This is a genomic window from Polynucleobacter sp. IMCC30063, assembly GCF_021395235.1.
Lineage (GTDB): Bacteria > Pseudomonadota > Gammaproteobacteria > Burkholderiales > Burkholderiaceae > Polynucleobacter.
On record NZ_JAJVCQ010000003.1, the window covers coordinates 144,520 to 171,310 of the forward strand.

General features: G+C 46.9%; 26 protein-coding genes. 9 read left to right on the forward strand and 17 right to left on the reverse strand.

The annotated features are described in order from the left end of the window. Nucleotides 1–59 precede the first annotated feature (59 nt). Genes aceE through lpdA form a run of 3 tightly spaced genes read left to right on the forward strand, consistent with a single transcriptional unit; the run spans nucleotide 60 to nucleotide 5,939 of the window. Entirely contained in the window at nucleotides 60–2,762 is a 2,703-nt protein-coding gene (gene aceE / locus LZG75_RS07155; protein WP_233936810.1) for a pyruvate dehydrogenase (acetyl-transferring), homodimeric type, read from the forward strand. Nucleotides 2,763–2,792: 30 nt separating this feature from the next. Next, nucleotides 2,793–4,124, forward strand: a complete 1,332-nt coding sequence (aceF, locus tag LZG75_RS07160; protein WP_233936813.1) for a dihydrolipoyllysine-residue acetyltransferase — start codon at nucleotides 2,793–2,795, stop codon at nucleotides 4,122–4,124. A gap of 9 nt (nucleotides 4,125–4,133) precedes the next feature. Further along, nucleotides 4,134–5,939 (forward strand): dihydrolipoyl dehydrogenase, encoded by a 1,806-nt coding sequence (gene lpdA, locus LZG75_RS07165; protein ID WP_233936815.1) that lies wholly within the window; start codon nucleotides 4,134–4,136, stop codon nucleotides 5,937–5,939. A 61-nt stretch (nucleotides 5,940–6,000) separates the two neighbouring features. Here lpdA and LZG75_RS07170 read toward each other — a convergent pair whose 3' ends face one another. Beyond that, on the reverse strand, nucleotides 6,001–6,564 hold the full coding sequence (locus LZG75_RS07170) for a phasin family protein (RefSeq protein ID WP_233936817.1): 564 nt from the start codon (nucleotides 6,562–6,564) through the stop codon (nucleotides 6,001–6,003). 204 nt (nucleotides 6,565–6,768) lie between these two features. On the opposite strand from LZG75_RS07170, the gene LZG75_RS07175 reads away from it, so the two are divergent. Beyond that, nucleotides 6,769–7,644 carry a DMT family transporter gene (locus tag LZG75_RS07175; protein ID WP_233936820.1) on the forward strand — a complete coding sequence of 292 codons (876 nt, stop codon included), beginning with the start codon at nucleotides 6,769–6,771 and terminating at the stop codon, nucleotides 7,642–7,644. Between the two features lie 92 nt (nucleotides 7,645–7,736). After that, on the forward strand, nucleotides 7,737–8,849 hold the full coding sequence (locus tag LZG75_RS07180) for a serine hydrolase (protein ID WP_233936823.1): 1,113 nt from the start codon (nucleotides 7,737–7,739) through the stop codon (nucleotides 8,847–8,849). Nucleotides 8,850–8,864: 15 nt separating this feature from the next. Here the strand turns inward: LZG75_RS07180 and LZG75_RS07185 are convergent, their stop codons facing one another. From LZG75_RS07185 to LZG75_RS07250, 14 genes are all read right to left on the reverse strand, one after another. After that, the gene (locus tag LZG75_RS07185; RefSeq protein WP_233936831.1) at nucleotides 8,865–9,674 is read right to left on the reverse strand and encodes an IclR family transcriptional regulator; all 810 of its coding nucleotides are present in this window, start codon (nucleotides 9,672–9,674) and stop codon (nucleotides 8,865–8,867) included. 64 nt (nucleotides 9,675–9,738) lie between these two features. Then, a complete protein-coding gene (locus LZG75_RS07190) occupies nucleotides 9,739–10,776 on the reverse strand; it encodes a quinone-dependent dihydroorotate dehydrogenase (RefSeq protein WP_233936833.1) in 1,038 nt (345 codons plus the stop codon). Next, entirely contained in the window at nucleotides 10,773–11,549 is a 777-nt protein-coding gene (locus LZG75_RS07195; protein ID WP_233923665.1) for an arginyltransferase, read from the reverse strand. The genes LZG75_RS07190 and LZG75_RS07195 overlap by 4 nt, the downstream gene beginning before the upstream one ends. Beyond that, nucleotides 11,546–12,283, reverse strand: coding sequence for a leucyl/phenylalanyl-tRNA--protein transferase (gene aat, locus LZG75_RS07200; protein WP_233923664.1), 738 nt, complete (start codon nucleotides 12,281–12,283; stop codon nucleotides 11,546–11,548). The genes LZG75_RS07195 and aat overlap by 4 nt, the downstream gene beginning before the upstream one ends. A 14-nt stretch (nucleotides 12,284–12,297) precedes the next feature. Further along, entirely contained in the window at nucleotides 12,298–12,858 is a 561-nt protein-coding gene (locus tag LZG75_RS07205; protein ID WP_233936836.1) for an NUDIX hydrolase, read from the reverse strand. 39 nt (nucleotides 12,859–12,897) lie between these two features. Next, nucleotides 12,898–14,727 carry a bifunctional chorismate-binding protein/class IV aminotransferase gene (locus LZG75_RS07210; RefSeq protein ID WP_233936846.1) on the reverse strand — a complete coding sequence of 610 codons (1,830 nt, stop codon included), beginning with the start codon at nucleotides 14,725–14,727 and terminating at the stop codon, nucleotides 12,898–12,900. Nucleotides 14,728–14,768: 41 nt separating this feature from the next. Continuing rightward, nucleotides 14,769–15,347: a peptidylprolyl isomerase gene (locus LZG75_RS07215; protein WP_233923661.1), complete on the reverse strand. Its 579-nt coding sequence runs from the start codon at nucleotides 15,345–15,347 to the stop codon at nucleotides 14,769–14,771. 83 nt (nucleotides 15,348–15,430) lie between these two features. Beyond that, nucleotides 15,431–16,744: a Y-family DNA polymerase gene (locus tag LZG75_RS07220; RefSeq protein ID WP_233936847.1), complete on the reverse strand. Its 1,314-nt coding sequence runs from the start codon at nucleotides 16,742–16,744 to the stop codon at nucleotides 15,431–15,433. A 61-nt stretch (nucleotides 16,745–16,805) separates the two neighbouring features. Beyond that, nucleotides 16,806–17,231, reverse strand: coding sequence for a LexA family transcriptional regulator (locus tag LZG75_RS07225; RefSeq protein ID WP_233923659.1), 426 nt, complete (start codon nucleotides 17,229–17,231; stop codon nucleotides 16,806–16,808). A gap of 44 nt (nucleotides 17,232–17,275) precedes the next feature. Beyond that, complete coding sequence (locus LZG75_RS07230; protein WP_233923658.1) at nucleotides 17,276–18,586, reverse strand: replication-associated recombination protein A; 1,311 nt, start codon at nucleotides 18,584–18,586, stop codon at nucleotides 17,276–17,278. Between the two features lie 5 nt (nucleotides 18,587–18,591). Beyond that, complete coding sequence (locus tag LZG75_RS07235; RefSeq protein WP_233923657.1) at nucleotides 18,592–19,062, reverse strand: DUF3429 domain-containing protein; 471 nt, start codon at nucleotides 19,060–19,062, stop codon at nucleotides 18,592–18,594. Then, on the reverse strand, nucleotides 19,052–19,906 hold the full coding sequence (locus LZG75_RS07240; RefSeq protein WP_233923656.1) for a 3-hydroxybutyryl-CoA dehydrogenase: 855 nt from the start codon (nucleotides 19,904–19,906) through the stop codon (nucleotides 19,052–19,054). Before LZG75_RS07240 ends, LZG75_RS07235 begins: the two co-directional genes overlap by 11 nt. A gap of 60 nt (nucleotides 19,907–19,966) precedes the next feature. Next, nucleotides 19,967–20,689, reverse strand: coding sequence for a glutathione binding-like protein (locus LZG75_RS07245; RefSeq protein WP_233923655.1), 723 nt, complete (start codon nucleotides 20,687–20,689; stop codon nucleotides 19,967–19,969). A 28-nt stretch (nucleotides 20,690–20,717) separates the two neighbouring features. After that, nucleotides 20,718–21,962, reverse strand: a complete 1,245-nt coding sequence (locus tag LZG75_RS07250; RefSeq protein ID WP_255698834.1) for a pyridoxal phosphate-dependent aminotransferase — start codon at nucleotides 21,960–21,962, stop codon at nucleotides 20,718–20,720. A 14-nt stretch (nucleotides 21,963–21,976) separates the two neighbouring features. Between LZG75_RS07250 and yaaA the strand changes: the two genes are divergently transcribed. Both yaaA and LZG75_RS07260 read left to right on the forward strand, forming a co-directional pair. Continuing rightward, the gene (yaaA, locus tag LZG75_RS07255) at nucleotides 21,977–22,753 is read left to right on the forward strand and encodes a peroxide stress protein YaaA (RefSeq protein ID WP_233936849.1); all 777 of its coding nucleotides are present in this window, start codon (nucleotides 21,977–21,979) and stop codon (nucleotides 22,751–22,753) included. A gap of 11 nt (nucleotides 22,754–22,764) precedes the next feature. After that, nucleotides 22,765–23,976 carry a DUF2863 family protein gene (locus LZG75_RS07260; RefSeq protein WP_233936852.1) on the forward strand — a complete coding sequence of 404 codons (1,212 nt, stop codon included), beginning with the start codon at nucleotides 22,765–22,767 and terminating at the stop codon, nucleotides 23,974–23,976. Between the two features lie 2 nt (nucleotides 23,977–23,978). Here the strand turns inward: LZG75_RS07260 and LZG75_RS07265 are convergent, their stop codons facing one another. Both LZG75_RS07265 and LZG75_RS07270 read right to left on the reverse strand, forming a co-directional pair. Beyond that, nucleotides 23,979–24,362, reverse strand: a complete 384-nt coding sequence (locus tag LZG75_RS07265; RefSeq protein WP_233923652.1) for a hypothetical protein — start codon at nucleotides 24,360–24,362, stop codon at nucleotides 23,979–23,981. A 14-nt stretch (nucleotides 24,363–24,376) separates the two neighbouring features. Continuing rightward, the gene (locus LZG75_RS07270; RefSeq protein WP_233936856.1) at nucleotides 24,377–25,366 is read right to left on the reverse strand and encodes a malate dehydrogenase; all 990 of its coding nucleotides are present in this window, start codon (nucleotides 25,364–25,366) and stop codon (nucleotides 24,377–24,379) included. A 156-nt stretch (nucleotides 25,367–25,522) separates the two neighbouring features. On the opposite strand from LZG75_RS07270, the gene LZG75_RS07275 reads away from it, so the two are divergent. Together LZG75_RS07275 and sdhC are read left to right on the forward strand one after the other, a co-directional pair. Beyond that, complete coding sequence (locus tag LZG75_RS07275) at nucleotides 25,523–26,260, forward strand: GntR family transcriptional regulator (protein WP_233923650.1); 738 nt, start codon at nucleotides 25,523–25,525, stop codon at nucleotides 26,258–26,260. Between the two features lie 102 nt (nucleotides 26,261–26,362). Next, entirely contained in the window at nucleotides 26,363–26,788 is a 426-nt protein-coding gene (sdhC, locus tag LZG75_RS07280; protein WP_233923649.1) for a succinate dehydrogenase, cytochrome b556 subunit, read from the forward strand. The last annotated feature ends 3 nt before the right edge of the window (nucleotides 26,789–26,791 follow it).

Genomic DNA, 26,791 nt, shown 5'->3' on the forward strand with positions numbered 1-26,791 from the left:
TTAAAATTCAGCCATAAAGTGAAGTTCAACGGCATTACATATCACTATGGAGATTAAAAATGGCAGCAGTTCCAGAGCAAATATTGGGGCAACTTATTGCCAACACCAAGGATGAAGATCCAGGTGAAACTCAAGAGTGGTTACAAGCGCTTGATGGCGTAATTCGTACCGAAGGCGCTGAACGGGCAGCGTATTTAATTGACCAACAAATTTCCCATGCCCGCGTGAATGGCGTTAATCAAGCCTTCCATGCTGAAACACCCTATATCAATACGATTCCCGTTGAATTGCAAGTACGCTTACCAGGCGATCAAAATATTGAACATCGGATCCGTTCTTATACTCGTTGGAATGCGATGGCCATGGTGTTGCGGGCAAACAAAGATACCAATGTGGGTGGGCATATTTCTTCGTTTCAATCGGCCGCCACTTTATATGATGTTGGATTTAATCACTTTTGGCATGCGCCTTCTGAGCAACATGGCGGTGATCTCATTTTTGTTCAAGGGCATTCTGCGCCAGGTGTTTATGCACGGGCCTTCATGTTGGGCAGGCTCGAGGCTAGCCAGTTAGACCATTTCCGCCAAGAGGTCGGAGGTAAAGGTATTTCGAGCTACCCCCATCCTTGGTTGATGCCCGATTTCTGGCAATTTCCAACGGTCTCGATGGGTCTGGGGCCAATTATGGCGATCTATCAAGCGCGCTTCATGAAGTATTTAGAAGACCGCGGTTTCGCAATTACAAAAGGTCGCAAGGTCTGGGCTTTTTTAGGTGACGGTGAAACCGATGAGCCTGAATCGTTAGGTGCAATTGGCATGGCTGGCCGCGAAAAACTAGATAACCTTATTTTTGTGGTGAATTGTAATTTACAGCGGCTTGATGGTCCTGTGCGTGGAAATGGCAAGATTATTCAAGAGCTTGAAAGTGAATTTCGTGGAGCAGGTTGGAACGTCATTAAGGTAGTGTGGGGCGGCCATTGGGATGCTTTGTTTGCGCGCGATAAAAAAGGTATTTTGATGCAGCGTTTGGGTGAAATTGTTGACGGTCACTATCAAACCATGAAGTCTAAGCATGGCGCCTATGTGCGTGAAATTGTATTTAATACCCCCGAATTAAAAGCGCTAGTGGCCGATTGGAGTGATGATGATATTTGGAATTTGAATCGCGGCGGTCATGATCCCCATAAGGTGTATGCCGCATTTCATGCCGCGGTTCATCATGAAAATCAACCTACGGTTATTTTGGCTCATACCATTAAAGGTTACGGTATGGGGGGGTCAGGTGAGGGCATGAATATTGCCCACCAAGCTAAAAAAATGAACCCTGAAGATGTGCGGCGTTTCCGTGATCGTTTTGATATTCCAGTAAGTGATGATCAGTTAGATGAGATCCCTTTGGTTAAATTTGCAGATGGCAGCCCCGAGTTGGAATATATGCGGGCGCGGCGTAATGAACTTGGTGGTTATTTGCCCCAACGTCGCACCAAAGCTGAAAGCTTGCCAGTACCCGCGCTAGACACTTTTGCACCGCTTTTAGAGGCGACTAGTGAAGGACGTGAAATATCTACGACGATGGCATTTGTGCGACTGCTTAATATTGTGATTCGCGACAAAATTTTAGGTAAGCGGGTTGTGCCAATTGTGCCCGATGAATCGCGTACCTTTGGTATGGAGGGAATGTTTCGACAACTAGGCATCTGGAATCAATTGGGGCAGCAATACACCCCTGAAGACCATGATCAGTTGATGTTTTATAAAGAAGATAAGCACGGCCAAATTTTGCAAGAAGGCATTAATGAGGCGGGTGGAATGTGCGATTGGATAGCTGCGGCGACCTCGTATTCAACCCATGGCGTACCGATGCTACCTTTTTATATTTTTTACTCGATGTTTGGCTTTCAACGTATTGGCGATTTAGCTTGGGCAGCCGGTGATATGCGTAGCCGCGGTTTTTTGCTTGGAGGTACTGCTGGCCGAACTACCTTAAATGGGGAGGGCTTGCAACATGAAGATGGTCATAGTCACGTATGGAGTGCAGCGGTGCCTAATTGCATTAGTTACGACCCTACTTTTGCTTTTGAATTAGCGGTTGTGATTCAGGATGGTATGCGTCGTATGCTTACTGAGCAAGAAGACGTGTATTACTACATCACCCTGATGAATGAAAATTATGCGCATCCAGGTATGCCAAAAGGCGCAGCGGAAGACATTATTAAAGGGATGTATAAGTTACAAAGTATGGGCGAGCCTAACGCGAAATTACGCGTTCAACTATTGGGTTGCGGGACCATTTTCCGTGAAGTGATCGCAGCTGCCGAGCTGTTACAAAGTGAATGGGGTGTAGCTACTGATTTATGGGGTTGCCCGAGTTTTACGGAGTTAGCGCGGAATTGGAATGCCGTGAATCGTCATAACCTCTTGAATCCTGCGGCTGAGCCAAGCTTGTCGCATGTCGAGATTTGTTTAAAAGATACCATTGGCCCCGTAATTGCAGCAAGTGATTACATTCGGATGTTTGCCGAACAAATTCGCCCGGCAATTCAAAATTTGGGAAGACGTTACGAAGTGTTGGGCACCGATGGCTTTGGTCGCTCGGATACGCGTGAAAATTTACGACAATTTTTCGAAGTAGATCGCCATTGGATTGTGTTAACTGCCTTAAAAGCACTAGCAGATTCTGGCCAATTAGAGCGGCAGAAAGTTACCGAGGCCATACAGAAATATGGCATTGATACCAACAAGCCTAATCCACTAACAGTTTAATGCCCAGCCTAATATACGGTTAAAGTTCTTATGAGCCAATTAATTGAAGTTAAAGTTCCCGACATCGGTGATTACCAAGACATTCCAGTCATTGAAGTTTTAGTTCAGCCTGGCGATGTGATTGAAAAAGAGCAGTCTTTAATTACCCTTGAGTCGGATAAGGCAACAATGGATGTGCCTTCTTCCCATGCTGGTGTCGTTAAGGAGGTGAAGGTAAAGGTTGGCGATAATATTTCTGAAGGTGGGCTGGTTTTGCTGCTGGAAGCTACTGACGCTGCGGCAACCCCCCCAGTCGCAGCCGCACCAAGTCAAACGGCCGCTCCTTTAGCTGCAGTGGCACAACCGCATACAGCTTCAGCTCCTCCCGCAGTTGCCGTTACTCAAACTCATACGGCCACCCCAACAACAGTGACTAGCCCAATAGGGGATAGCGACTTAATGGGGAAAGCTAGCCATGCCAGCCCGTCGGTGCGTAAGTTTGCGCGCGAATTGGGAGTGCAAGTTGCCTTAGTAACGGGTTCTGGTTTGAAGGGCAGAATTACGCAGGAAGATGTGCAGGCTTTTATTAAAGCAGCAATGATTGCTAATACCGGTTCTCATACTAATGCGTCAGCTACGGGATTAGGTAATTTCAATCTTTTACCTTGGCCTAAAGTGGATTTCACTAAATTTGGTGCAGTCGAGCGGCAACCGCTGTCGCGCATTAAAAAAATCTCTGCTGCAAATTTAGCGCGTAATTGGGTGATGATTCCCGCTGTTACTTATCATGAAGATGCTGACATTACTGATTTAGAAGCCTTCCGCATTTCAACGAACAAAGAAAATGAGAAGCAGGGTAAAAAAATTACCATGCTCGCTTTTTTAATTAAGGCGGCCGTTGCAGCCTTGAAAAAATATCCTGAATTTAATAGTTCGCTTGATGGTGATGACCTGGTCTTGAAAAAGTATTTTCATATTGCCTTTGCTGCAGATACGCCCAATGGTTTGGTTGTTCCAGTGATAAAAAATGCTAATCAAAAAGGTATTTTTGAGATTGCCCAAGAAACCTCCGAATTGGCGGCGCTCGCTAGAGAGGGAAAATTAAAGCCCGATCAAATGCAGGGAGCCAGCTTTACCATTTCTTCCGTCGGCGGTATTGGCGGCACCGCTTTTTCACCTATTGTGAATGCGCCTGAAGTCGCTATTTTGGGTGTGAGTAAGGCGGCCATGAAACCAGTTTGGGATGGCCAGCAATTTATTCCCCGTTTAATTTGCCCCTTGTCATTAAGTGCTGATCATCGCGTCATTGATGGTGCTTTGGCAACCCGCTTTAATGCCTATATTGCCCAATTGCTCGCTGATTTTCGGCGTGCAGTACTGTAAGGAGCGCAGATGACTAAGCAAGCCTTAATCGTGCCTGATATTGGCGATTACGATGATGTGCCGGTAATTGAAGTGCTGGTTAAAGTAGGCGATAGCGTCGAAAAGGAACAGCCCTTATTTGTTTTAGAGTCGGATAAAGCCACCATGGAAGTTCCAGCAGAAATCGCTGGAAAAATAGTGAGCCTAGCAATTAAGCTAGGCGATAAAGTGGGTAAGGGTACGGTGATTGGCGAGATTGAAGTCACTGCAGTGGCATCTTCGGCGGCACCGGCTACGGCGCCTTCGCAGTCATCTGCACAGACTACGTCACTACCTCCAGTGCCTACCCCAGCTTCTTCAGTTTCAGCGCCTAGAGCAGCCGGGCAATATAGTGGCGCCGTACAGCATGAGTGCGAAGTACTCGTTTTGGGTGCAGGGCCTGGTGGCTATAGCGCTGCTTTTCGTAGCGCCGATTTAGGTATGAAAACGATTTTGCTCGAGCGTTATGCGAACTTAGGCGGGGTTTGTTTAAATGTGGGCTGTATTCCCTCAAAAGCCTTATTACATACTGCTGCAGTAATGGATGAAGTGAAATCTATTTCTCGCCATGGCGTTCGCTATAGCGCTCCGGAAATTGACCTCGCTGAATTACGCACCTATAAAGAATCAGTCATTGGTAAGTTAACCAGCGGTTTGGCTGGTATGGCTAAAGCACGTAAGGTGACTGTCGTTCGCGGGGTTGGCCATTTTCTTGATGCGAATCATGTGGCTGTTCATTTGACCCGTGGTGATGGCCAAGATTTAAGCGGCGCACAGGAAGTGATTCGTTTTCAAAAAGCCATCATTGCAGTTGGTAGTCAACCTGTGCATTTACCGTTTTTACCAGCCGACCCGCGTATTGTGGATAGTACGGGAGCATTGCAATTAAAGAGTATTCCAAAGCGCATGTTGGTTATTGGCGGCGGCATTATTGGTTTAGAGATGGCGACCGTTTATAGTGCCCTCGGCACAAAGATCGATATTGTGGAAATGTTAGATGGCCTGATGGCTGGCGCTGATCGGGATTTGGAAAAGGTTTGGGAAAAACAGAATGCAGGACGTTTTGAGCATATTTTCTTAAAGACCCGTGCCGCCAAGGCCGAAGCAAAGCCAACAGGAATTGAAGTGACGTTTGAGGGTGAGCACGCTCCCGCTTCGCCACAAAGCTACGATTTAGTGTTGGTTGCTGTGGGACGCACGCCAAACGGCAAAAAAATTGACGCGGGTTTAGCAGGCGTGCAGGTTGATGAGCGCGGATTTATTGCTGTTGATAAACAAATGCGTACCAATGTACCGAACATTTTTGCGATTGGTGACTTAGTAGGGCAACCCATGCTGGCCCATAAAGCCGTACATGAAGGGCATGTAGCAGCAGAAGCTGCTGCTGGTCAAAAATCTTTTTTTGATGCTAAGCAAATTCCTTCAGTGGCCTATACCGACCCTGAAGTTGCATGGGCTGGATTAACAGAAGAGCAATGTAAGGCACAGGGAATTGCTTATGAAAAAGGTTTATTTCCTTGGGCTGCAAGTGGCCGTGCAATTGCCAATGGACGCGATGAGGGTTTTACTAAATTACTATTTGATGCGGCCACGCAGCGCATAATTGGCGGCGGTATTGTTGGCACCCATGCGGGCGATTTAATTGGCGAAGTGTGTTTAGCTATTGAGTTAGGCGCCGATGCAATTGATATGGGTAAAACGATTCATCCCCATCCAACCTTAGGTGAAACAGTGGGTCTAGCTGCAGAAGTACAGCATGGCTCGTGTACGGATTTACCTGCCCAGCGGAAGAAATGAAAAAAGCCCAGAAATTCTGGGCTTCAATCATTTTGCTACGGTCGAGATCGGATAAAACGACTTATTTGCTTTTGCCGCCCTTAGCTGACTTCACAGCTTTATCGGCTGCTTGCATGACACTGTCGGTAGCAGTATTTAAGTTGGTTTGGGCAATATCAATTGCGTGTTTAACGGCCTTTTGGCTGTTTTCAAATACGGTACTGGCTGAGGCAATGGCTTGCTTCATGGCATTAACTGCCGCCTCGGATCCTGCAGGTGCACTTTTCGCCCAATCGTCTACCATCGACTGAATTTTCTTCTGGCTAGCCTGAATTTCGGCTTCAGCAGATTGGCTGAAGGAGCTGTGGGTTTCATGCGCTAAATCGTAGAGGTGGCGGCTATACGCCATAATTTTTTCAGCCATGGGTTTAACTGTGTCGGCTTGATGAGCCAGCAATTGCTGAATATCTTTAATTTCCAAAGCTTTCTTCGCATTTCCTAAGCTATCGGTAAGGCTTGATTTTGCTATTTGCATATTCAGTTCAACCAACTTCTCAATACTTTTTAAAGCTTGGCCAGTGAGGCCGCTTAATGTTTCTAGGTTGGCTTTTTGGGCTGCTGCTAATTGTTCTGGTGTTAAGTTCATTATTACTCTCCGCAGGTTTTTTAATTAATAAAAAAGGGCTTTTGGTAGTTTTCTATTGTCCTATTGGCCCCTAGGTTATGCACCTAATTTTTATAATTATATAGCAAAATTGATGCAATGCAACAAAAAAGGCCAGTTTCCGGTTTCCGCCTAAAATAAGGGCCATGATCCCATTTTTGTGCCTAGTGGCAGCTCAATAACACAATGCGCTTTTCACTAGAGGCCGCGATGGGGCCCATTTTTGTCCTTATTTGGAGTACCGGCTTCATTATTGCGCGGCTCAGCATGCCTTATGTCGAGCCAGCCACTTTTTTGCTTTGGCGCTTCATGGGAGTTTTATTGGCCATGGGTATCCTGAGCTTAATTTGGCGCCCCGTTTGGCCCAAATGGCCATTAGCTGGTCACATTGGCGTTGCTGGGGCTTTATTGCAGTTTGGCTATCTTTTAGGAGTATGGTGTGCAGTGCGCTTTGGCATGAGCGCAGGCTTAGCCGCACTGATAGTAGGCTTGCAACCGATTTTGACAGCCTGGTGGTCGGCGTGGGTCGCAGAGCATGTTACCCAACGACAATGGCTGGGTTTGGCTTTGGGGTTTATTGGAGTGGCATTTGTGGTGTTTGAAAAAACCCATTTTGTACAACTACCATTAGCAAGTTATTTGCTCATTATTGGAGCCTTACTATCGATTACGCTGGGTACCTTATATCAAAAAAAGTTTTGTGCCAACTTTGATTTACGGGCTGGATCACTCATTCAGTTTGCCGTTGCGGTGGTGTTGACTGCCATTACTGTTGCCTTATTTGAAACTGGCAAGATGGTGTGGAATTGGCCCGTTGTTATTGCCTTGGGATGGTCTATTGGGCCGCTCTCGATTGGATCAGTGAGCTTGTTATTTTTATTAATTCGTAAGGGTGCCGCTACCCGCGTAACTAGTTTGTTGTATTTAACTCCGCCAACCACTGCAGTTATGGCTTGGATTGGTTTTCATGAGCCGCTAACCGCGCTGATGATTTTTGGCATTCTTTTAACCATGGTAGGTGTTCTCATAGTGAATCACAAAGCGCAAGTCAGTCTTCCCTAGCGCTATTTTTAGATGTTGGTTTGCATAAATGCGTTGCTTGGCTGAAAAAGTATTTATCATGCTCAGATTCAGGTCGATAGAAAGTGGTTTAGATGGGTTTTCAATTTATTGAATATTTAAAGCATTCTGCCTTATTGCAGTGGCAGCATTTCTGTGTTGCAGGAGTTCTGGCGTTTATCATTTTAGGTGGTCTTCTCGGCAACCCGGCTGTCGCGCAAAATAACGGTAGTACTAATACTAAGAAAAAAGCCTCTACTCAAGCAGTTGCCCCGGTTGCGGCTGTTAGCAATAAATCAGCACCCAAAACGAGCGCTAAGGTTGTCGTCGCTAAAAAGCCTAAGCGAGTACGCATTACCGTTACCCGCCAACCCACTACTATGGTTGCTGAAGCGGCGCGACCATCCTTTGCCACCGCCTTGGGTTTGCGTGGGCAGCATGATGAATTAAGTTTGAAATCGAGCGTAGCTTTAGTCGTGAATCAAGATACTAAAGAAGTGATTTTCGAGAAAAATTCGAACGTGAGTTTACCGATTGCCTCGATAACCAAATTGATGATGGCGATGGTGGTGCTCGACTCTAAATTGCCCCTTGATGAGCTCTTGGTAATTAATGCCGAGGATGTGCAAAGCTATAAGCATTCACGCATCGCTTTAGGTTCTGCCTTTAGCCGCGAAGATTTTTTACGTTTAGCTTTAATGTCTTCAGAAAATCGAGCTGCTTATACCCTTGGGCGTAATTATCCTGGCGGTATGACCGCGTTTGTTGCCGCGATGAATCGGAAGGCCAAAGAATTGGGCATGGTGCATTCTAATTACGCTGACCCAACCGGTTTAATGAGTGAAAACGTGGCTAGCGCAGAAGATTTAACCCGCATGCTAAATGCTGCTTACCAATATAAATTAATTCGCGAGTTTTCTACTTTACCCGAGCAAACTATTTTGATTAATAATCGGCCGCAAAAATTTTTAAATACCAATCGCTTGGTTCGTTCTGGCAATATGGATATTGGCCTGCAAAAAACGGGTTTTATTAATGCTGCGGGTAAATGTTTGGTGATGCAAGCACGGGTAAACGGTGCACCACTTTTATTGGTATTTTTAGATTCAGTTGGTACACAGTCGCGCTTTGCCGATGCTGAACGGGTGCGAGATTGGTATGAACGCATTCCAATTGGTGCTGCACCTGCTGGGCGCCAATTAATGTGAGACTAGAGAATCATTTTAAGAAGTTGATTTGGGTTTAAAGCCAAGCCCACGGGAGATTTGAACGGCAGTTTCTTGCAGGGCTTTAAGCCAGTCTACCTGCATACGATCGGTAGGTGCGCTTAACGATAAACCCGCTACTAATTTTCCACTGTCATCAAAGATGCCCGCAGCCAAACAGCTTACCCCCAGCTCAAGTTCTTCATCGTCGCGGGCATGGCCTAATTTTTTTGCTTTACCCAGTTCCATTTCCAGCGCATTGACTTCAGTAATGCTATTGCGAGTATGGCCAGTTAAACCTGTGCGGGTTGCATAGGCACGTACTTGCGGCGCTTCATCGCTAGCTAAAAAGAGCTTACCCACCGAAGTTAAGTGCAAGGGCGCGCGACCACCAATAGCACGAACCACTTGCATGCCAGAGCGTTCGCTGTAGGCGCGATCGACATAAATAATTTCATCTCCTTGACGCAAGGAAAGATTGACCGTTTCCCCAGTAAGTTTATGCAGGTTACGCATGGGCATTTGGGCAGCTTCACGCACCGATAGGCGCGCTTTGACTAAATTACCTAACTCTAAAAGCTTCAAGCCTAGACGGTAAGTACCACCATCGCCGCGCTCAACCAAGCGACAGGCAACTAAGTCGTTGAGGATACGGTGCGCAGTTGAGGAATGCAGGCCAGTTTGCTCGGCTAGCACTTTAAGGGGGCTGGCTTCCTCCTGCTCGGCCAAAGCATCGAGCAAATTCATCATGCGCTCGACAACCTGAATCGCAGTTTTACCCACTTCCCCTATGGCTTTGGGCGTTTTGGAGGGCTTGGCAATAGTCATGCTCTTATTGTAGCTATTCTTACTACGATTGCATATTATGAAATCAAATTTTATAGCTGCGCTTTTAGCGCTTGGGTGCGAGGGCCTTGACGCACTCGTTAATGAGGCTGGGACCGCGGTATATCAGTCCTGTATACAGTTGAATGAGTTGCGCACCCGCGCTTATTTTTTCTTGGGCATCGTGACCCGACAGGATGCCGCCCACCCCAATAATGGGAATTTGATTGTGGAGTTGGGCATGTAAGCTGGCAATGAGTTGATTAGAGCGCTGTTGAAGTGGGGCGCCGGAGAGTCCCCCCATTTCTTGGGCGTGTTCAAGTCCTTGTACCCCCTCGCGCAAAGTGGTGGTATTGCTAGCGATCACTGCATCGATGCCATACTCCAAAAGCAAATTGGCTATGAGAACCACATCGCTTGCTACTAAGTCGGGCGCAATTTTTAGAAAAAGCGGCTTTTTCAAGCCAAATTGATCGGCTAAACGTTGACGTGCTTCACTTAAATGGGTCAACAGGGCGCGCAAGGGCGCCTCTTCCTGGAGGGAGCGTAAATGGGCTGTATTTGGCGACGATATATTAATGGTGATGTACGAAGCGACTTCATAGACTGCCGTCATGGCGGCGATATAGTCATCCGCTGCATGCTCAATTGGGGTCGTGGCGTTTTTTCCAATATTGAGGCCAATGATGCCGCCCGTTTGCCAAAAATGGGATTGCCTTACTCGCTCTACACAGGCGACCACGCCATCGTTATTAAAGCCCATGCGGTTAATTAAGGCTTGTGCCGCGCTGAGGCGGAACATGCGCGGCTGAGGATTACCTGCTTGCGGTCGTGGTGTAACGGTACCAATTTCTAAATACCCAAAACCTAAACGGGCTAAAGCATCAATATGGCGACCATCTTTATCGAGTCCCGCAGCAAGACCTACCGGATTAGGGAAAGTGAGACCACAGAGAGTCTGTGGTTGAGGGGGGATCGAGGGAACAACATATTTTAATAAGCCTAAGCGCTCTGCGCGGTCTAAGTTTCCTAAAGTGAGGTTATGCGCTTGCTCCGCGTCGATTAAGAATAAACCGGGGCGCAATAAGGCATAGACGTCAATCATGGCGATACATTAGACAAGGGTAGTACAGCGGGTGAGGCTAGGGTTTGCCATTGTTCGTTAATTAAACCCTCAAGCGGTTGAAATTTTGCTTTATAGGCCATCTTCTCACTGGCTTGAATGTAATAGCCTAGGTAGAGATAGTTTAAGCCAAGTTGCTGGGTTTGATTAATTTGCCAGAGCACGCTATAGGTACCAAAACTAGTAGTGGCATCGTTAGCATCAAAAAAAGTATAGACCGAAGAGATGCCCTGTTCGAGAATATCAATCATGCTAACCATGCGTAAGCGGCCAGGATGTTCGCCGCTGAGCCCATCGCGAAATTCTACTAGTCGAGAGTTCACCCGACTTTGTAATAAGAATTGGCGGTACTGGTCTTCATCATCGCGATCCATATCTCCGCCTGCATGACGCTGATTTTGGTATTGTTGGTAGAGTTCGTAGTGTGCTTCTTGGTAAGTTAAATTTAAGACTTGAACTTGTAAATGCGCATGTTTTTTCCAAGCGCGACGTTGACTGCGGTTGGGGCTAAATTGGTTGACCGGAATGCGGGTTGCGATGCAGGCTTGGCATTGATCGCAATAGGGCCGGTATGTAAACAGACCACTGCGTCGAAAACCAGCATTGACTAGCTCGCCATATAAATCAGCATGAATGGAATGCGAAGGAGTGGCAACTTGCGAGCGGGCAATTTGATCGGGCAAATAGCTACAGGGATAAGGTGCGGTGGCATAAAACTGTAGGGCCGTTAAGGGTAGCTCGTTAACTTGCGTCATAGCCAGCGTTGCAAAATTGCTTTATCAAAAGACCATGGCACCGCCGTCTGGTTTTGTTGAATCGCTTGGTTAATGTGTTGAAGAAATGCGGCGCGTGTAATGGGGCGAGCCCCTAAAGAATTTAAATGCGCAGTTTCTTGTTGGCAATCGATTATTTTCACACCTCGATCGTAGCACCATGCGCAAAGCGCTGCCAAGGCAATCTTTGAAGCATTGTCGGTATAACTAAACATCGACTCTCCGTACACCATACCGCCAAAGTTAACACAATAGAGGCCGCCCAATAATTGGTCATTTTCAAGGACGGCAAGGCTATGGGCATGTCCAGCTTCATAAAGCGCGGTGTAGGCCTCAATTATTTCATGGGTAATCCAGGTGCCCTCCTGATTTTTGCGCTGGATGGTGGCGCAGGCCCTTAAAACAGCATCAAAATGCTGATCCACTTGTATTTGGGTGTTGGATTGATGATAAAAATGGCGTAAGGATTTATGAAGTGATTTACTGACAATAAATTGCGCGGGACTCAGCACCATGCGCGGGTCGGGCGACCACCATAAGACAGGTTGACGATCGGAATACCAAGGAAATAAACCTAATTGGTAAGCTTGGCTCAATTGACCTGGGTAAATATGTTCGCTTACTGCGAAGAGCCCAGGTACGGCTGGATCGGGATCAGGAGTAAGGCTGGGATCAGGAAAGGAATCGGCTATACCAAGCCACGGGATAGGACTCATCGAGTAATTACCACTTAGATTTTTTCGTGTGGGAGAATATCTCGGCTATGCATACTGCCAGCGAAGTGCGTAGCCATTTTACCTGCAGCCCGATCAGCAAAAAACCAGAGTAGCGTTTGTTTTACAGTCGGAAACGCAATCTCAGACCAAGGAATATCGGCTTCATTAAATAGGGCTACCTCTAAACTTTCCGTGCCCGCTAAAAAATCTGCGCTACGCATTTGCGCTAAATAAAATAGATGGACTTGCTCGACATGAGCCACATTTAGCAGGGAGTAAAGCGGCCCAATATCGACCTCAGCACCCGCTTCTTCGAGAGTTTCACGCGCTGCACCCATACTAGTACTTTCTCCAATTTCTAAAAATCCTGCGGGTAAGGTCCAGAAACCCAAACGTGGTTCAATCGCCCGCCGACAGAGTAATACTTGCTGCTGCCAGATGGGAATACTTCCGACTACATTACGGGGGTTGAGATAGTGAATGTGTTGACAAACCGAACAAACATGGCGCAGACGAGTGTCATCAGCGGGAATGTGTAGGGTGACGGGTGAGCCACAGCGGGTGCAATATTTCATCAGGAATTCGTTTTATTAAGGCGGAATGCGGGAGTGATATTAAAAAGTGGCCGACAAGGGGCCACGTAGGGCATTACAAATAATAATCTCTTCGGCAGCTAAGACTTCAGCAACAGTCAGGTTGACCTCATGGGTTTGACGCTGATTATCATCGAGTAACTGTTGGCGCATGATTCCAGGTAAGACACCCGCAGTGAGGGGTGGCGTTAACCATTGCTGGCTTTCTTTGGGACGGATAAACAGCGAACTCCGCCCCCCTTCGGTAACCATGCCTTGCTCATTAGTAAAGAGGGCATCAAAGCCGCCTTGCTGAACTGCCGCTTGCCAAGCCGTATCGTAGGCTAAGCGTTGAGTAGTTTTATGTTGTAAGAGCAGATTACCGGAATGCATGATGGCCATGGCAGGATCGCGGAGCAAATCTTGCGCCCAAAAAATGTTGACTGGGCTTGGTAGGGCCGCTAGCGCGCTAAATTGAAATGACAACAAGCCCGCGGGCGATAAATCGATTCTAAGACGAAACTCGCCCTGCGCAGGAATTTGCTGGAGGGCATCTTCAACACAGCTATGCCACTGTGATGATGAAATGGGAATGCCTAAACTCTGTGCTGATTTGGTTAAACGGGCGTAGTGGGCAGCCAGTTGTACTGCTTGGCCTGTAGTGACGCGGATGGTTTCAAATAAACCCACGCTACTGGGTAAATGACTTAAAAAACCCGACTTGACTTGGCACTCTTCCCATTCTGCGGCTGGATTTGAATCATTGGTAATGCCTGCACCTACTCCCATCACAAAATGGGTTGCTTGGGTTGCGGCATTGCGACTTAATTGAATGGTGCGAATGGGTACACTTAAAGCAAAGTCTTGGTTGGGATCAAACCAACCTAAAGCGCCGCAGTAATAGTTGCGAGCTTGGGGTTCGAGCGAACGAATAATTTCCATACTACGTTTTTTGGGCGCACCAGTGACCGAACCACAAGGAAAAATTGCCGCCAAGATTTGTTGTAATGAAATTCTAGGCTGTAATTGGGCGGTGACGGTTGACGTCATCTGTAATACATCACCATGACGGGCCACTTCAAATAATGCAGGCACAGTAACGCTACCAGTAAGCGCAATGCGACCAAGATCGTTACGTAATAAATCTACAATCATGACATTTTCTGCGCGATTTTTAGGGTCGGCGCTTAATGCCGCAGTTGAGCTTTCAAGTGCATTGGCTGTACCTTTCATCGGCATCGCCGCAATTTGCTGGCCAGTGCGCTGGACAAAGAGTTCGGGCGAGTGCGACAAAATATAATGTGTGTTGGCCGCCACAAATGCACCATAACGACCTGGTTGACGGGCGCGTAAGCGGGCATAGAGAGCTAGTGGTGCACCATAGGCTTGACCTCGCACTTGATAAGTATGATTAATTTGATAGGTATCGCCACTTTGTATCCACGCTTGAATGCGCGCAATATCGGCACTGAAGTCTGTTGCTGAAAGGGACTCACTTAAATGAGCTACCCCTGCGCTCGCTTCATCTGGCGGCAATTGTTGTAGCTCTGCCAAAAGCCATTGATCTACCTCTGTTTTACTCAGCTTGTTGACCGTTGAAAAAGCCCAGGCTTCAATTAAAGGATCTTCGGCCATTGCTTTAGCAGGTTGCGGCGCATGATCATTGCGCGACGACATGCCTTGTAAATAGTGACCTAATTCATAAGCAAAGGCAGCGACTACATAGAGACCTTGTTGGGTCGCAGACTCAATTGCCGTAAGACAGCTAGCAATTTCTGTGACCTGTTTAGCAGCCCAGTATTGAGTTGGGTGGCGGTAGAGGCGACTGGTTGGTAGCGCAGGCGTGCTTTCAACATCATCAAGCAAGATCATTGTGAACGCTTACGGCAGTTAGTTGGCGGAAATGAATTAGCTTAATTCAAAATAGTGGCCGACTGAATCACAACCGGCACGGTTGGTACATCAGCGAAGCGTCCCGCACCAGGCACATTTACCGTTGTAGTCTGCACTTTTTTGATGGCATCAATAGTTTGCATGCCTGAAATCACTTTGCCAAAGACGGTATAACCATTACCTGCAGCATTGGGATAGTTGAGGGCTTCATTGTCTTTGACGTTAACAAAAAATTGTGCAGTGGCTGAATCAGGATCGGCAGTACGTGCCATGGCAATGGTGTAGGCTTGATTCTTGAGGCCGTTTTGGGCTTCTGAAGGAATTGGTGCTTGGGTTGGTTTTTGTACCATTTCGGCAGTAAAGCCACCACCTTGAATCATGAAGCCGTCAATGACACGATGAAAAATAGTGCCATTATAAAAACCGCTTTTGACATAATTCAAAAAATTAGCAGTTGATTTAGGCGCTTTAGTTGCATCTAATTCAACCACAAAGCTACCCAAAGTCGTTTTCATTTCAACTTTAGGGCCTGCATAGGCGAATTGTGCAAAGCAAGCCAGGCTGACGATAGTTGTGAATAAAACCAGAATTTTACGCATAGCAATTTCCTTTAAAAAGAGATGAATAGGTTACGCTGCAAGGCAGTCATCCCTAATTGTATTGAGTATTAGTTTTCTGGGTTCTAACGATCAGCATGGGCTTGTGCTAGTTCATCCCAAGCGGTAGTGTAGTTGGGGGTGCGTTGGGACGCCTGCATGCGCCAGTGTGGCTGCAGACCAGCGCCAGCCAAGCTTAAGGTATTGGCACCATACTTTTGATTGAGGTGATCCATGACATGCATGACTTTATTATTGCGCGCAGGCGCATCTGCCACGAATAGATTCCCTTGTTGCTGCGTAGCAGGGTGTAATCCGAGTAGGATGACCCCTGCTTTTTTATAGCGATACCCTGCGCGATAGATTTTTTCGATGCCTAAGACCGCGAGTTGTGCTAAGCGACGGGTATCGTTACTTGCCACAATCAGGGGTAAGGTAAGGCTATTCGCATACTGTTTTTGTTGGCTGGAAAAAGGATTCGTTTGGATGAATACGACGATATGTGAGCAGACTGAGTCTTGTTGGCGCAATTTTTCTGCCGCGCGCGCAGTGTAGCTTAATACGGCTGCACTTAAATCGGTCAATGTGGTAATGGGTTGACCAAAACTTTTACTCGAAATAATCTGTTGTTTGCGCTTTTCCTGATTGGTTTGGGTATCTTCTAAGGCGAGACAAGCGAGGCCATTTAATTCTGCAACTGTGCGCTCGAGTACAACGCCAAAACGTTGACGGATTAAGCTGGCCTGCGCATATTTCAAATCGCGGCAAGTTTGAATTGCCAGCGCTCTTAATTGCACGCGTAAGCGTCTACCAACACCCCAAATTTCACCGACATCTATTTGGGCCATTAAGCAATCTTCTACCAAGGGCTCACAAGCCTGCCAATCGAAAACACCGCCATACTGTGGGCGTTTTTTGGCGAGATGGTTTGCTAATTTGGCGAGGGTTTTGGTTTTGCCGATACCTACGCTAGTGGGTAAACCTAAGTAGCGCCGCGTAGACCGACGAATGGTTTGGCCATAGCTGACGGCATCATGATGGATGCCGGTTAGATCGAGAAAGCATTCATCAATGGAATAAATTTCTTGTTGGGGTGCAAAACTGCTAAGTAAAGTCATCATACGCGCACTCATATCACCATAGAGTGTGTAGTTGGAGCTAAACCAAATGAGACCATGGCTTTGCATTAGATGTTTAGCTTGAAAAAAAGGGATGCCCATGCCAATACCTAAATCTTTTGCTTCTTGACTACGCGCGACGATACAACCATCGTTATTTGAAAGTACAACTACGGGCCTTTTTTCTAGCTGCGGATTAAAGACGCGCTCACAAGAAACATAAAAATTATTGGCGTCAATGAGCGCAAAGGTAGGTGGTGCGCTGTTAAATGGTTGGGGCATGAAAAAGAATGAATGGCCAGAATGGGAAGAAAATTGCTAGTCGAGAGGCGGTGACGAAGGGCTATGGCTTATGAATTACGTGTGAGACCACGCCCCAAATTTGTAATTCTTGGTCGGCTGCGATGGCCAGATCGGGATAGCTGGGATTATCAGCTTTAAGAATAATTTTGCCGCGCTGCCGATGCAGTCGTTTAACGGTGAGCTCACCATCAATTACAGCAATGACGACGCGGCCATGGGTGGGCTCGACTGAGCGATCAATCACCAATAAATCGTTATCGTGAATACCGGCGCCAATCATCGAGTCGCCCTTGACGCGTAGAAAAAAAGTCGCTTCGGGATGCAAAACCAGATGCTCATTCAGATCAAGGCGCTTATCGTAATGATCGGCGGCAGGCGAAGGAAAACCTGCCGGAGCCGGGCAGGCGTAGAGCGGAAAACGAGCGACTTGCAGCGGGTATTTGGGGCGAATAAGTGAATTTTGCATATACTGTATTTTTATACAGTATAGGGGAGTTTTTTGACAATCGCTTATTTCTTCGCGTCGACGTCCAATTGACGCAAAAAAGCCATTTTTTCCGCAATTTGGCTTTCTAAGCCGCGCTCAACTGGCTCATACCAGCGGGGCTCTGGCATACCAGTCGGTAGATAAGTTTCACCGGCAGCATAAGCATGGGGTTCATCGTGTGCATAACGGTAGGCGTGACCATGACCAAGCCCTTTCATTAGCTGAGTAGGCGCATTACGTAAATGGATTGGTACTTCACGACTTTGGTCGCCTGCCACAAAGGCGCGTGCGGCGTTGTAGGCGTTGTAACTCGCATTACTTTTAGCCGCTACTGCTAAATACACGACTGCTTGACCAAGGGCTAATTCACCTTCAGGTGAGCCTAGTCGCTCATAGGTTTGCGCTGCATCGTTAGCCAATTGCATCGCGCGGGGATCGGCCAAGCCGATATCTTCCCAGGCCATGCGCACAATCCGGCGGGCTAAGTAACGTGGGTCGGCGCCGCCATCAAGCATGCGGCATAACCAGTAGAGCGCTGCATCGGGATGCGAGCCGCGGACGGATTTATGCAAAGCAGAAATTTGATCATAAAACTGATCGCCGCCCTTATCAAAGCGCCTGACATTGCTCGCCAAGGTATTTTGCACATAAGCTTGATCAATTTGTTTGACTTCACAGCCTGGGGCTGAGAGGGCATTGCGAATTTGTTCGACTAAATTGAGTAAGCGGCGGGCATCACCATCGGCATGTGCCACTAAAGCTTCAATGGCCGCACTATCAAAGGCGATATCGGGGAGTGCAGCAGCGCGCGCGCGGGTTAAGAGTAGCTTGAGCTCAGCGGTGCTGAGCGGTTTGAGCACATAGACTTGCGCACGTGATAAGAGCGCTGAGATGACTTCGAAGGAAGGATTTTCGGTAGTGGCACCAATAAAAGTAAAGAGGCCCGATTCAACATGGGGTAAGAGTGCATCTTGTTGACTTTTATTGAAGCGGTGAATTTCATCGACAAATAAAATTGTTTGGCGGCCAAATTGCGCCATGGTTTGCTGGGCGCGTTCAATGGCTTCGCGAATTTCTTTTACGCCCGCCAAGACTGCAGAAATAGCAATGAAGTCGCGTTGAAAGGCTTGTGCAGACAGTCGCGCTAAAGTGGTTTTACCTACACCTGGCGGCCCCCATAAAATCATCGAGTGCGGTTGACCTGAAGCAAAGGCGAGATTTAGTGGTTTGCCAGCTGCCAATAAATGGGTCTGACCAATCACTGCGTCAATTGTTTTAGGGCGTAAAGCCTCGGCTAATGGTGGTGGCGGCTGCGTATCAAAGAGCTCGCCCATACTGTTTAATTCAGCAGAATCACGTTAGCACTCCAGGCTAAGCAAGCCATCGCCACGAAAGTGAGGTGGGTGCGCATCTGCAGGAATACGCGGCAAGCAACTTCATTGCTGAAGTAGTGGGGGTAAGTAGTTTTATCAATTACTAACTGAATCAGTAATAGTGCTGCCAAAATGAGCAGCGCTACCGGAATATAGAGATGCAAGGCCAACCAAGCGGTTAAGGCCGGAATCACACCCCACACCCAGGCATTGCGTTCGCTCCACCTTGTGGCAGTAGTAGGAGTTGAGTTGATTGAGCGCAAGCTAGCACCCCAATGGATTGCACCTAAAAATGCCACAATGACTGCGCCATATCCCGCTAAGGATTCAGCGGCGAGAAAATTATTCGGCGTTGAGCCCAGTTGCGTTACGAATGTCAAGCCAATAAACGGTAAGAGGCCGGCGTAACCCAGAAGGCGTACTGCTTTAAGTGGCATATTGATACACGCCACGGCCTGTTTTACGGCCTAAGTAGCCCGCCGCCACAAGCTCTTGGAGGAGGGGGCAAGGCCGATATTTTGAATCACTAAAGTTTTCAAAGTACACCTGCATGACAGCTAGACAAGTATCAAGACCAATTAAGTCGGCTAATGCCAGGGGACCAATAGGTTGATTGCAACCCAATTTCATACCCGCGTCGATATCTTCAGCGCTCGCTAAACCTTCGGCCAGCACAAAAAATGCTTCATTAATCATCGGCAACAAAATGCGGTTCACTACAAAGCCGGGTGAATTTTTAACGGTGATCGGTTCTTTGCCAATATATTTAGCCATTGCAATTACCGCATCATGAGTGGCATCGCTAGTTTGTAGACCGCGAATGACCTCAACCAAAGCCATTAAGGGCGGTGGATTAAAAAAATGCATGCCGATAAAACGCGCTGGATTAGAATTTAAGGCCGCGAGTTTAGTAATCGATAGTGAAGAGGTATTGGTGGCAATAATCGTTTCGGCGCTAACAATCTCATCAATTTGCTGCAGAATTTTTTCTTTAGTCGCCTGATTTTCGGTAGCAGCTTCAATGATGATTGAGAGCCCAGCGAGATCGTTATAGTTAGTACTACCTTTTACTTTTTGTAGGACAATTTCTTTCGCTTCAGCTGTAAGCACCGCTTTTTTAATGAGGCGATCTAAGCTTGTATTGATTTGATCTAGACCACGCTTAACCGCAGCATCGTTCATGTCGATCATTACGACATCAAGACCAGCAACTGCGCAAACCTGCGCGATGCCATTACCCATTGTGCCTGCGCCGATAATTCCGACTGATTGAATTTTCACGGCATACTCTCTATTAAATAATTACGACATTAAATGTTGCAGCACTTGCTTAATCTGGTTTTAGCTTTTCTGCTTTGGGCTTATGCCAAAGAGCTGATCTTTCGCGGGAGCGTTAGTTAGCGGTTTACGAAATTCTGCAAGTACTTGGACGCCGCGTTGAACTGCAGGGCGAGCGCCAATTTTTTCATACCATTTTTTAAAATGGGGGAAGTCATCCAATTCAATACCCTGGTTTTTCCAATTGCGGGTCCAAGGATAAGTCGCAATATCAGCAATCGTATATTCCTTGCCAGCAATAAATGGATGCTTGGCCAGTTGTCGGTCCATGACCCCATAAATGCGCTTGGCTTCATTGGTATAGCGATTCACGGCGTAGTCAATTTTTTCAGGCGCGTAGAGACGAAAGTGGTGGTTTTGGCCTAACATGGGCCCAACCCCTCCCATTTGAAACATCAACCATTCCATGACGACATATTTATCGCGGGTTGATTTCGGTAGAAAGCGACCTGTTTTCCCGGCGAGATAGAGCAAAATTGCACCCGATTCAAAGAGATGAATTGGCTTGCCATCAGGCCCATGCGGATCGACTAAAGCAGGAATTTTATTATTGGGGCTAATCGTTAAAAAATCAGGATTAAATTGGTCGCCTTTGCCAATATCCACAGCATAAGCGTCCCAATCACGGCCTAATTGATAACCGCATTCCTCCATCATCACATGGATCTTGTGCCCATTGGGGGTTGGCCAGCTATAGACTTCCATGGGCGTGTGTTTCTTTACCATCTGGTTTCCTTAAAGTGATTGCTTGATTTTACAAGTGCTGGAGGCGTAATAATGCACTTTTTAACGTTTCGGTCTGCTTAGCAAAGCAGAAGCGCACGACGCCTGATTCCAGTGGCTTGGCATAGAAGGCTGAAACCGGAATAGCCGCGACGCCGATTTCAGTCGTCAGCCAACGGCAAAAATCACTTTCATTCAATTTTGCTTCGGGCACGGTTAAGGCGGAATAATCGACACATTGAAAATAAGTGCCAGGGCAAGGCAGGAGTTGAAAGCGCGTGTTCGCTAAACCGGCACGAAAATAATCCCGTTTAGCTTGATAAAAACGCGGTAAATTTTGATAGTGTGCAGCAGTCTTTAGATACTGGGTAATACCATATTGCACAGGTGTATTAACGGTGAAGACATTAAATTGATGAACCTTACGAAACTCATGCGTAAGTTCGGCTGGTGCCGCCACATAGCCAATTTTCCAACCAGTGACATGATAGGTTTTGCCAAAGCTCGAAATCAGAAAGCTACGTTTAGCCAATTGCGGATGACTAGCAACGCTTTGGTGCGCTTGGCCATCGTAGACCATATGTTCATATACTTCGTCGCTACAAACTAGGACATCGGTATTTGCAAGTAGTGTTGCCAAGCGATCTAAGTCGGCCTTACTCCACACCATGCCCGTAGGATTATGGGGTGAGTTAATCATGATGAGGCGAGTTTTTTTATTGATCGCCTGACTTAATTGCTCCCAAGGAATTTCATAAGAAGTTACTTGGCCTTTCTGATCGCGGATGGTTTGAAGCGCAATGCCAATGGGTTTGCCACCTGCTAGTTCAATGGCGGGTTGGTAGCTATCGTACGCTGGCTCGAGCAAAATGACTTCATCACCAGAATGAACACAACAGAGCACAGCGGTCAAAATACCTTGTGTCCCTCCCGCAGTAATTGTGATTTCGGTTTCAGGCTGATAACTTTTGCCATACAAAGTTAGAATTTTCTCGGCAATCGCTTGGCGTAATTCAAGAATACCTGCCATGGGTGGATATTGATTATGACCAGCCATCATGGCAGCACTCACTGCTGCAATCAGGGCGGGATCGCACGGAAAGTCGGGGAAACCTTGGCCTAAATTAATTGCCTTTGACTCGCTGGCGAGCGCCGACATGATAGTAAAAATGGTCGTCCCCACGTGTGGTAAGCGCGAGGGAAAGGGCGCAATTGCAGCGGAATGTGCTGATGGTGGCGTGCTGTCGCTAAAATAGGGGGAATCTTGTTTCTTCATAACCAAATTGTGCCATGCTGATCGTTCTTTCCCCTGCAAAATCGTTAGATTACCAAACCCCAGTGAAGCTGAAAAAGTACACTCTCCCTGAATTCGTGCCCGAAGCCGCTGAATTGATTGCCAGCTTAAAAACACTCTCGCCCCCACAATTAGCTAAGCTAATGGGTCTATCTGATCCATTAGCAGCCTTAAATGTCGGCCGTTTTCGCGATTGGTCGAGTAAATTTACCGCGGCAAATAGCAAGCAAGCCCTTTTTGCCTTTAATGGCGACGTGTATGACGGTTTGGATGCCAGCACCTTAAATGCCAAGGCCTTAGATTTTGCGCAAGACCATGTGCGAATTCTTTCGGGGCTGTATGGGGTGCTAAAACCCTTTGATTTAATGCAGCCTTATCGCTTAGAAATGGGCACTGCCTTCAAAAATGGGCGGGGAAAAAATCTGTATGAGTTTTGGGGTGAGCGGATTACCAAAGCACTAAAAAAAATCCTTGCGAGCCAAAAAAATCCTTTTTTACTAAACTTGGCTTCCGAGGAGTACTTTAAGGTGTTACAAGCTGCAGACTTCGATTGCCCCATTGTCTCCCCAGTTTTTAAAGATGCGAAAGCAGGGCAATACAAAATTATTTCGTTTTATGCAAAACGGGCGCGTGGCCTAATGACGCGTTTCGTAGTTGACAAGCGAATTACAGACGCCGCTGATTTAAGGGAATTTAATTTAGCTGGCTACCGCTACAATGCAGCAGCATCCAAGCCATTACAACCGGTTTTTTATCGCGCAGAAAAAAATTAAGGCTTTTCATTATGGCTGTCTATCGTTCAAAAACCTCACAACGTTCTTCGCCCGAAGCCGATCGCTTAGTGGCCGATGCGATTTCCCTCGCGGCATCGGGTAGTCGAATTGAGGATGAGTTTTGGGAACTTCGCTTACTTGAGCGTTTAGCGCGCCTGCTAAAAAGCCAAAATCAAAACGTGATTGACGCAGCATTAGATCAAACTTTTAAAATTAATACAGTCGCTTTTGAAGTTTTGGCGGATAACGCAGAAACTTTAGCCGAATCGCTGACGCTTGAATACGAAGGGCAAAGTTGGGATGCACTCTTAATTGCCATGCCCATTGTGGCGCATACGCGGTATCAAATTCCGTCGGGCGCTTTGCCTGTGCAAGTGATTGAAGCAACTGCTTTAGCACTACAACGTTCGATTGCCGCCACCGATACGCGTCTAGCAATTGTGCCTTGGTTATATAGCATCGATCAAATGCCCCATTCGCATTGCCAAACCCGGATTTTGCTTGATGCTTTATCGACGGCAGCAGTTTCTGCTAGCGAGATGAAATTAGAGATGCGCGGTATGTCTGAAACAATTGCAGTATTAGCAGATCCGCGTTTTATTATTGCGGTTATTGCCGCTCCCAGTTCGCAACCGTTATTTCGTTGGCAGGCTGAAACCCCGTCCAGACAAGAGCGTGGCGTGAGTTTAGTCGAGTGGCAAGCGGCTATGCATGAGCCAATTGCAAGTTTGTTTCCTGGCTGTGAATTTAATTTACTATTGCCTGAAGCATATTTCACTAATTGCCGCTTAGCGGATAAACAAGTGCGTCCCCTGAGTATTCGGGCAGCGGTTAACTTTCTAGAATCTGCGCTGAGCATCATTCCGGCGGGCTTATCATGTGTAGTTGGTGCTTTTGGCGAAGAGCAGGCCGATGAATATCGTTTAGCCTTTAGCATGAAGGGTTCGGGCGATGTTGTCTATGGCGTAATTTGGCCCCTTTACGATCGCGAACATGTTGCTAACGACGCGTTAAATGATGTTTCAAACGATGAAAGCCCCATTAAAGAAATTTGTGACGCGCTACGGGATGCTGGAATTGAAGACGTTTTTCGACACGCCGTTTTGTTTGCGCCCGAATTGTGTGACGACTGTGGGGCGCCCCTGTTCCCAGATCGTCTAGGTGAAGTGGTGCATGCGGAAATGCCAGAAGACTCGCCTACCCAACAACCTTTATTTCATTAGTCTTATTCGACTTTAGTAAACAGGTGAGGGTCTTTGCCGCCTTTCATGTCAGCAGTTTGGCAAAAATCAGCTAAGCGTACGCCACTCTTAATATTAAAGAGCATGGCTTTATTGCCCAACACCACGAGGTCTAGACCCGTGTCCATATTTTTATAGCGCAAACTGCCGGGTAAGGACGTTTCTTTGTTCATCACAAAGTTTTTCGAGTTCCATTCTAAAGTGAGATTTTCAGCTGTGCCGGAGGTTTTGAGTTCCATGCCATTACTGCAGGTCCAAGAGAAGGGCGAAGAATTGCGCAGACTTTGTGCTTGACTCGTTAATGCAACTAAGCAAGCAGTACTTGCCAGCGCGATTTTGAGAGGTAGTACCAGTGCGATTTTTTTCATGTTGTGTTCCTTAATTAAGTAAGTAAGTGCTTTACGCCTGCTTGTTCTTCAAGTAATTCATTCAAGGTGTGAGTCATGCGTTCACGTGAAAACTCATCAATGGCTAAACCTTCAACCAATTGATATTCCCCATTTGCACAAATAACGGGGAAACCATAAATCATTTCAGCTGGAATACCATAGTCGCCTTTTGAGGCAATACCCATTGTGGTCCATTTGCCATTAGTACCAAGCACCCAATCATGCATATGATCAATAGCTGCATTTGCAGCCGAAGCCGCAGAAGATAGGCCGCGAGCTTCAATGATGGCGCCGCCGCGTTTCGCAACTGTAGGAATAAAAACATCCTTATTCCAAGCTGGATCATTAATCAGTTTTTCTACCGATTCGCCGTTAATCGTGGCAAAGCGATAGTCTGGATACATCGTCGGACTGTGGTTTCCCCAGACAATTAATTTTTCAATTTCAGCGACTGGTTTGCCCATTTTCGCCGCCAATTGAGAAAGCGCGCGATTGTGATCAAGGCGCAACATCGCAGTAAAGTTTTTAGCGGGTAAGCCTGGCGCTGATTTCATCGCAATATAGGCGTTGGTATTAGCGGGATTGCCCACTACCAAGACCTTGACTGTGCGTTTGGCAACAGCGTCGAGCGCCTTACCTTGTGCAGTAAAAATTTGGGCGTTAGCCGAGAGTAAATCTTTGCGTTCCATGCCAGGGCCACGTGGACGAGCTCCGACCAGCATCGCAATATCAACATCTTTAAATGCCGTCATGGGGTCGCTGTGAGCGCTCATACCCACGAGGAGGGGGAAGGCGCAATCATCGAGCTCCATCATCACGCCTGCTAGTGCCTTTTGCGCTTTTTCATCAGGAATTTCAAGCAGTTGCAAAATCACCGGTTGATCTTTGCCTAATAAATCGCCATTGGCAATACGAAACAGCAGGGAATAGCCAATTTGGCCGGCTGCGCCGGTAACTGCGACGCGCATGGGTGCTTTTGCCATTACTAAAACTCCAGATGAAGGTTAAAAATTACTTCTATTATCCCTTTAAGTTTAGGGATTCCCCTATTACACTGTCAACCATGTCTTCTATAAGACCTCAAAACCACTTATTTTTTGCCTTTGCCAGGGCCAAAATAGCTTTTTATTGGAGTCATCTTGAGTGCCAATTTAACTGCTTTAGCCACCTTTAGCCCGCTTTATCAACAGATTAAAGCCATGTTGCTCGCTAGTTTGCAAGCGGGGGAATGGCAGCCTGGGGAGGTCATTCCTAGCGAATTTGAATTAGCAGCCCGCTATGAAGTTAGCCAAGGTACCGTACGCAAGGCGATTGATGAGTTAACTGCCCAAAACTTATTGATTCGTAAGCAAGGCAAAGGCACGTTTGTTGCCACCCACCATGAAGAGCGCCAGCAGTTTCGATTTCTGCGCTTAGCGCCCGATGGCGGCCAAGCAATGGTTTTAAAAAATCACTTTCTCAGTTGCAAAAAAATGAAAGCCCCCGCTTTTATTACGCAGGTTTTGAAAATTAAAGCAGGGGAGAGTCTAATTGAAATTGAGCGCGTGCAAACCTTTGCGGGTAAGGCGATTGTCTTTGAGCAAATTTGGTTGCCCAGCTTGCGTTTTAAGACGCTGAATTTAGCTACCTTACAAGCTTGGGCGGGCCCCCTGTATGCTCTCTATGAATCGACCTTTGCCACACATATGGTACGGGCAGAGGAGAAAATTAAGGCCGTTGCTAGTGACGCGATGAGCGCCGAGCGCTTAAATTTGCAATTGGGGGCGCCGATTTTATTGGTGGAGCGGGTTTCTTATTCCTATGGCAATAAGCCTGTAGAAATGCGCCTCGCCCGTTATGAAACGAGTACGCAACACTATGAAAATACCTTAAGTTAGGCCTATTGATGGAAAATCCCCCCATGCTTTCCTGCTTTCTACTAAAATATGTTGCAATACAACATATTTAATCGATTATTCCTTTTTATACCGAGATAAAACATGGCTGACGCCCAGCAGGACTTGAACCCTTCGCGACCCAAGCCGGTCTACCGCAATATTGGCTTGGCGCAGTTAATTCATTACCGCTTACCTTGGGCAGGGAAGGTTTCTATTTTGCACCGCATTAGTGGTGCGGCTTTATTTCTTTGTTTGCCATTCTTGTTGTATTTACTTGATCAGAGCCTCGCCTCAGAACTCAGTTATAAAAAATTCCAAGCCATTGTTGCTAACCCTCTAGCGAAATTAGTGCTCTTGGGATTGATTTGGAGTTTTCTGCATCATTTTTTTGCCGGCATTCGTTATCTGCTTCTAGATCGTGAAATTGGTATCGACAAAGTTCCAGCTAATCGTTCGGCAATTGGAGTTTTGATAATTAGTCTCTCGCTGACGCTGATTTTGGGCGCAAAATTATTTGGTTTGTTTTAAGGT